Source organism: Methylobacterium platani (genome assembly GCF_001653715.1).
Taxonomy (GTDB): domain Bacteria; phylum Pseudomonadota; class Alphaproteobacteria; order Rhizobiales; family Beijerinckiaceae; genus Methylobacterium; species Methylobacterium platani.
This window is the reverse complement of sequence record NZ_LWHQ01000026.1, coordinates 66189-72366: the sequence shown is the minus strand read 5'-3', so window position 1 is coordinate 72366 and position 6178 is coordinate 66189. Positions and strand designations below refer to the sequence as shown.

The 6178-nt window shown below is 73.7% G+C and carries 5 protein-coding genes; 1 reads left to right on the top strand and 4 read right to left on the bottom strand.

All coding sequences use genetic code 11. The features are described from left to right. The 4 genes from A5481_RS14695 to tssH all read right to left on the bottom strand — a co-directional run. On the bottom strand, window positions 1–321 hold a 321-nt coding region (locus A5481_RS14695; protein ID WP_048437283.1), incomplete at its 3' end, for a contractile injection system protein, VgrG/Pvc8 family. Between the two features lie 32 nt (window positions 322–353). Beyond that, entirely contained in the window at window positions 354–1370 is a 1017-nt protein-coding gene (locus A5481_RS14690; protein ID WP_048437282.1) for a LysM peptidoglycan-binding domain-containing protein, read from the bottom strand. 106 nt (window positions 1371–1476) lie between these two features. After that, window positions 1477–1953 carry an Hcp family type VI secretion system effector gene (locus A5481_RS14685; RefSeq protein WP_048437281.1) on the bottom strand — a complete coding sequence of 159 codons (477 nt, stop codon included), beginning with the start codon at window positions 1951–1953 and terminating at the stop codon, window positions 1477–1479. Between the two features lie 71 nt (window positions 1954–2024). After that, window positions 2025–4646 carry a type VI secretion system ATPase TssH gene (gene tssH / locus A5481_RS14680; RefSeq protein ID WP_048437280.1) on the bottom strand — a complete coding sequence of 874 codons (2622 nt, stop codon included), beginning with the start codon at window positions 4644–4646 and terminating at the stop codon, window positions 2025–2027. Window positions 4647–4960: 314 nt separating this feature from the next. Here tssH and tssA point away from each other — a divergent pair, with 314 nt between their 5' ends. Further along, window positions 4961–6043, top strand: coding sequence for a type VI secretion system protein TssA (gene tssA / locus A5481_RS14675; RefSeq protein ID WP_064504009.1), 1083 nt, complete (start codon window positions 4961–4963; stop codon window positions 6041–6043). The last annotated feature ends 135 nt before the right edge of the window (window positions 6044–6178 follow it).

Sequence of the window (6178 nt, the reverse complement as noted above, 5' to 3'; positions counted from 1 at the left end):
GCGCTGGCTCATCAGCCACAGGCGCGGGCGCAGGGTCAGCGCGTACTGGCGCGCGCCTCTCGTGACGATCGGCCCCTCGTGCAGCTCGGTGACGAGGCCGTTCCAGACCCGCTGCGAGCCGTCGGCGAGGGTGAGCGTCAGGTCGGCGCCGGTACCGACGATCTCGTCGGGGCGGACCTCGTCGCATTGCGCGCGGACGCGGGCCTGGAGGGTGAAGAGGCGGTTGATGCCCTCCTCGACCTCCAGGCGCTCGAGCAGCAGCACGTCGGGGCCGAGCACGGTGTCGATCGCCATCAGGCGACCGGCCTGGGTGTAGATCATCGCAGGATGCTCCCTCGCGCGACGGGATGCGCTCAGCCGCCGATCTGCACCGGCGTCCACGCGGAGGCGGTCGCCGCCACCGGGTCGATCGGCTGCCCGGCCTGCGCCGCGAGGGTCGTCGCCGCATCTGCGAGCCCGTTGCCCGCGGTGACCGCCGTCTCGGACAGGGTCGCCCCGAGGACCGCCACCGCGGGATCCGGCACGCCGTCGAGCCACAGCCAGCTGCCCTGCCCGTCGGCCGCCGCGCCTTGCGCGCCGTCGAGCGCGACCTGCGCCACCACTCCTCGCGTCACGTAGGCGTGGCCGGCGATGCGCCCGGCCATGTCGGGCAGAGCCAGCCGGGCGGTCCAGGCCGGTTCGCCCCGGCCGGTCGTCCCGCGGGCGAGGGCACCCTCCGGCGGTGCGACCCCGGCATGGACGACCAGCGGTGTCGCCAGGCGCAGCCGGGCGCGCCCGGGGTTCCAGCCGAGGCGGGTCTCCGGCACGGCCAGCAGCCGGCCGAGCAGCATCGCCGACAGGCTGCGCGCCTGGGCTTCGGCGCTGCGGTTGCTGTAGCGCAGGAGCGGCACCCGGCCGGTCTTCTGCAGCAGGACGAGGCCCGACAGCGCGAGCGTCGCCGTACCGGCGCCGCCGCGCAGCGCCACGCGCAAGCCCTCGAGGTCGAAGGCGTGGGCGAAGTCGTTGACGAAGGTCTCGGCGGCCGGGTTCGGCGCCAGGCCGCCGGTCGTCAGCGTCGCGCCCGAATAGGCGCCGCGGATGCCGCCGGTCAGCCCGGCTCCGCCGAGGCCCGACGCCGGGGCGCCGCCCTTCGCCGCCGCGCTCGCGGGCGCGCGGCGCTGGGTCGAGCGCGCCTCGGCGGGCGGCAGGAAGATCGCCTGACCGGGGCTGAGCCGGCCGGGATCGACGAGCGGCCGCTCTGTCAGGGCGACGATGTCGGGGCGGTTGTTGTAGGCGTAGAGATCGGGCCAGCGCACCGGATCGCCGTAATGCGCCTCGGCGACGCTCCACAGCGTGTCGCCGGCCTTGAGCACGTAGCGGACGGGCTTCATCGATTCCCCCGGGCGAGCAGGCGGGCGCGCCGGGCGGCGCGGCCGCGATGGGGCGGGGGGCGCCGACGCGCCCCCCGCTCGGCATGGCTGAGAGGGGGGCGGACGGTCAGGACGACCGGGCGGTCGCCAGGTCGTAGGAGGCGATCATCGGCGACTGCGACATGTTCTGGTTGTCGGTCGGCGTGTACTTCACGTCCATCTTGGTGAAGTTCAGCGTCACCGTCTCGAGCGGCCGATCGCCGGTGGTGCCGATCGTGTAGCCGGCGATCAGCGTGTTGTGCAGCGTGAACTCGATGTAGGTGTCGCCCGGGTTGCCGGTGGTGACGAGGTGAATCACCGCCGTCTTGCCGTTGCGGCCCGAGCAGGCCTCCTGGAACAGCTTGGTGGTCGAGGAATCGCTGACCTTGGTGAGGGTCACCTCGCTCACCGTCGGCTCGGAGGCCTCGCGGTTGGCGGCCGAGCCCGCGAAGGTGTTCATGTTGCGGGTGACGTTCCAGTGCAGGGACTCGATGTCCATCCAGCGCCGGTGCGACTCGTGGGTGGCGTCACCCTGGATCCCGTCGATCTGCAGGTAAATCGGCATGGCTGTGATCCCTGTCCTCTCGTGTGGTGGATGCGGGCGGCGTCCGGCCCGTGCGAGATCGCCGGGGCCGTTCAGGCCTCCGGCGGGGGTGCGACCGGGGGCGGGGCCGCCCCGGCGGTTGCTCCTGGAGCGGGTGCGGCCGCAAAGAGGCCGTCCCGCGTGACGGTGAGCTGGATCGGCGGCACCGGCCGCCCGTCGAGGGCGTGGGCCAGGACGAGGTCGGAGAGCGCGGGCAGCACCTCCCGGGTGAGCGCGCCCTCGATCGCCCGTGCGCCGATATCCGCCGACAGGCAGCGGGCGACGAGGGCGTCCTCCACGGCCGGCGTCCAGGCGAGCCGCGTCTCGTGGGCGCCCGCCATCCGCTCGCCCACCCGCTCGAGCTGCAGCCGGGCGATGCGGGCGAGGATCTCAGGGTGCAGCGGGCGGTAGGGCAGGATCGTCACCCGCCCCAGGAAAGCCGGCTTGAAGTGGCGCAGCAGTTCCGGGCGGATCGCCTCGACCAGCGCTTCGCCCTCCGGCATCGTCTCCGGGTCGGCGGCCAGCGCCGCCAGGGTGTCGGAACCGGCATTGGCGGTGAGCAGGATCGTGGTGTTGCGGAAGTCGACGTCGCGGCCCTCGCCGTCGCGAAGGCTGCCCTTGTCGAACACCTGGTAGAAGACGTCCTGGACGCTCGGATGCGCCTTCTCGACCTCGTCGAGGAGCAGGATGCCGTAGGGCCGGCGCCGCACCGCCTCGGTCAGCACGCCGCCCTCGCCGTAGCCGACATAGCCCGGCGGCGCCCCGACGAGGGAGGAGACCTTATGCTCTTCCTTGAACTCCGACATGTTGACGACGGTCAGGCTCGCCTCGCCGCCGTGCAGCGCCTCGGCCAGCGCCAAGGCTGTCTCGGTCTTGCCGACGCCCGAGGTGCCGACCATCAGGAACACGCCGGGCGGCTTGCGCGGGTCGGCGAGCCCGGCGCTCGCGGTGCGTAGGGAAGCCGCGAGCGCGGCGAGCGCCGCGTCCTGCCCGGTGACCCGGGCGTGCAGGCGCGTTTCGAGATCCTGCGCGGCCCGCGCCGCGTCGCGCACCAGCCGCCCGACCGGGATGCCGGTCCAGCGGGCGATCACCGCGGCCACGGCCTCGCGGTCCACCTCCGGGTGGACCAGGGCCGCCTGGCCCTGCAGGCGCCGGAGTTCTTCCCGCAAGGCCGCCTGCCGCTCGCGGGCCTCGGGACGCTGCCGCTCCTCAGGGCTCGCCAGGGCGTCGATCTCGGCGATCAGCGCGCGCTCGTGGCCGAGCCGGTCGCGCAGGGTCGACAGGCGCTCCTCGGCCCCCGCGAGGCGGGCGTCGAGGGCGCTCACGCCATTGGCGCCCGCCTCGCGGGTGATCGCCGCGCGCTCGGCCTGGAGGCCGGCCACCTCCGCCCGCAGGTCCTCCACGGCGGCCGGCTCGGTCTGGCGGGAGATCGCCACCGCGGCGGCGGCCGTGTCGAGGACGCTGACCGCCTTGTCGGGCAGCTGCCGCGCCGGCAGGTAGCGGGCCGAGAGCCGGACCGCCTCGACCACCGCCTCGTCGCGGATGACGACGCCATGATGGGCCTCGAGCGCCGGCACCAGCCCGCGCAGCATCCGGGCGCCCGTCGCCTCGTCCGGCTCGGCCACCTTGACCACCTGGAACCGGCGGGTGAGCGCCGGGTCGCGCTCGATGTGGCGCTTGTACTCGGACCAGGTCGTGGCGGCGATCGCTCGCAGCTCGCCGCGCGCCAGCGCCGGCTTGAGGAGATTGGCGGCGTCGCTTCCCCCGGCCTGGTTGCCGGCGCCGATCAGGGTGTGGGCTTCGTCGATGAAAAGGATCACCGGCACCGAGGCCGTGCGGCAGGCGGCGATCACCGCGGTCAGCCGCCGCTCGAACTCGCCCTTCACCCCGGCCCCGGCCTGGAGCAGGCCGAGATCGAGGGCGCGGATGCAGGCATTGCGCAGGGTCTCGGGCACGTGTCCCTCGACGATGCGCAGCGCCAGCGCCTCGACCACTGCGGTCTTCCCGACGCCGGCCTCGCCGGTGAGGATCGGGTTGTTCTGGCGCCGGCGCAGCAGCACGTCGATCACTTGGCGCAGCTCGGCTTCGCGCCCGACCACCGGGTCGATCCGCCCGTTCCGCGCCTCCGCCGTGAGGTCGCGGGTGTAGCGGTCGATCTCCGGGTCGGCGGTGCCCCCCGGCGGCGTGGTCGCGGTCGCGGCCGCTGGCTCCGGCCGGGCCGGCACCTCGGCCGCCCGCGCCTCGGCCGCGCCGGGGTCGATGCGTAAGGACGGCGCCGCCTCGCGGATCGCCGCCCGCAGGGCCGTGGAGGTCGTCAGCGCCAGCGCGAGGTCGGCCGGGGCGACGGCGTCGCGGCCGTAGCGGAGCGAGGCGGTGAGCCAGCCCTCCTCGATCCAGCTCAGGGTGCCGCGGGACAGGGACGGCGCGCCGCTGCCGCTGCGCCGCATCCGGTCGAGGGCGGCGGTCAGCTCGGCCCGGACGCGCTCCGGCGGACTGCCGAGGGACTGCAGGAGCGCGCCGAACGGGTCATCCCCTTCGACCAGGGCGAGGAGCCAGTGCTCGATCTCGACGCTGCCGTGCTCGCGCGCCACCGCGAGGCCGACCGCGCGCTCGAGCGCCCGGCGCAGGCCGGGATCGAGACGGCCGATGACCACGTGCAGGTCGAAGGTCGGCATGCGCGGAGATCCTCCGTTAGAAGATGTCGGGGGGCTAATGCCGCTGCTGACGCTGATGTTATAGAGAGAACGATCGGCCTGAAAAGCCCGACCGGCGCATTTCGCCGGGTTAGGCGGCAAACAGGCGGTGCCGTCGACGATCCATTCAGCGTCCGCGCGTTCGACGTCTATGGATCGCTTTGAAAACGGGGTGGAGCGCCTCATTCCGAGTCGGATCAGCAAAATTACTGCCAGGACGTCTTTTCGTGGCGGGATGAACGCATTACCTTCCTCAAGGTTGCCGCCCTATCCATCCTGTCCATGCCATCCCGTCCATGTCGCTCGATCTCGACGAACTGCTGAACCGCGTCCGGGCGGATGACCCGGTCGGCCCCGACATCCGGGCCGACATCAGTGCGAACTCCCCCTATTTGAAGCTGAAGGATGCCCGCTCGCAGGCGCGCTCGGCCGAGCGCACGGCGGAGACCGCCGGCGAGGCGATCGCGGTGCCGGCGGCCTGGACGACGGTACGCGACCTCGCCAGGGAGGTGTTGGCGCGCCGCAGCAAGGATCTCGAAGTGGCCGCCTGGCTGATCGAGGCCCTGGTCCGGCTCGAGGGTTTCTCCGGTCTTGCCGCCGGCTTCGCCCTCGTCGACGGCCTGATCGACCGATACTGGCCCGACCTGCACTCCGTCGACGAGGACGACGCCGAGGGACGGCTCTCCCCACTGGCCGGCCTCAACGGCGTCGGAGCCGACGGCGTGCTGATCCAGCCGATCCGCATGGTCTCCCTGGTACCGGGGCACCCCTACGGCGTCCACGCGCTGTGGCACACCCGCAGCGGCGGCCGCGGCGCGGGCCAGCCCGGGCAGGCCTTCGCGGAGGCGCGAGCGGCGACCGCCTCCGATGCCCTGCGGGCCCACGCCGACGCGGCCCTGGCGGCCTATCAGGCATTCCTGCGCATGAGCGCGACGCTCGACGCCTTCTGCGGGCACGACGCGCCGCCGCTCGCCAACATCCGCACCGTCCTCGAGGAGGTGCTCGACGTCTATCGCAGCCTGCTCGGGGCGGCGTGGGGCCAGCCCGGCGCCGCCGCGCCAGAGGCGCCGACGGCGGCCGGCGCGTCCCCCGGGCCCGGCGCGCCCCTTCCCGCCCCGTCCCCGGAAGGGCCCTGGCCCGCCGGCCCGCGCGCGATCACGAGCCGCGACCAGGCGTTCGACGAGCTCCTGGTGATCGCCGCCTATTTCCGGCGGACCGAGCCGCACTCGCCCATCTCCTACGCTCTGGAGACGGTGGTACGCCGCGGGCGCATGACGCTCCTCGACCTCCTCGGGGAGCTGATCCCCGACGCCGAGCGCCGCGGCCAGTTCCTGCGCCAGGCTGGGATCGAGATCGGCGCCGACGGGGGCGGGCCGTGACCGCCCATCGCCCGGAAATCCCCGGATCGTCCGGGTTGGGCCTTGCCCGGGATCGCCCTGCGCAGGAAGCCCGCGGGGTCCGTTCCCTCGGGCAGGAAATCCCGAACACCCCCTGTCGTCACTGAAGAGGTGTCC

Bases quoted from the DNA above. Each gene is read 5' to 3' on its own strand.
- A5481_RS14690 (WP_048437282.1), bottom strand. From the start codon at position 1,370: ATGAAGCCCGTCCGCTACGTGCTCAAGGCCGGCGACACGCTGTGGAGC.
- A5481_RS14685 (WP_048437281.1), bottom strand. From the start codon at position 1,953: ATGCCGATTTACCTGCAGATCGACGGGATCCAGGGTGACGCCACCCAC.
- tssH (WP_048437280.1), bottom strand. From the start codon at position 4,646: ATGCCGACCTTCGACCTGCACGTGGTCATCGGCCGTCTCGATCCCGGC.
- tssA (WP_064504009.1), top strand. From the start codon at position 4,961: ATGTCGCTCGATCTCGACGAACTGCTGAACCGCGTCCGGGCGGATGAC.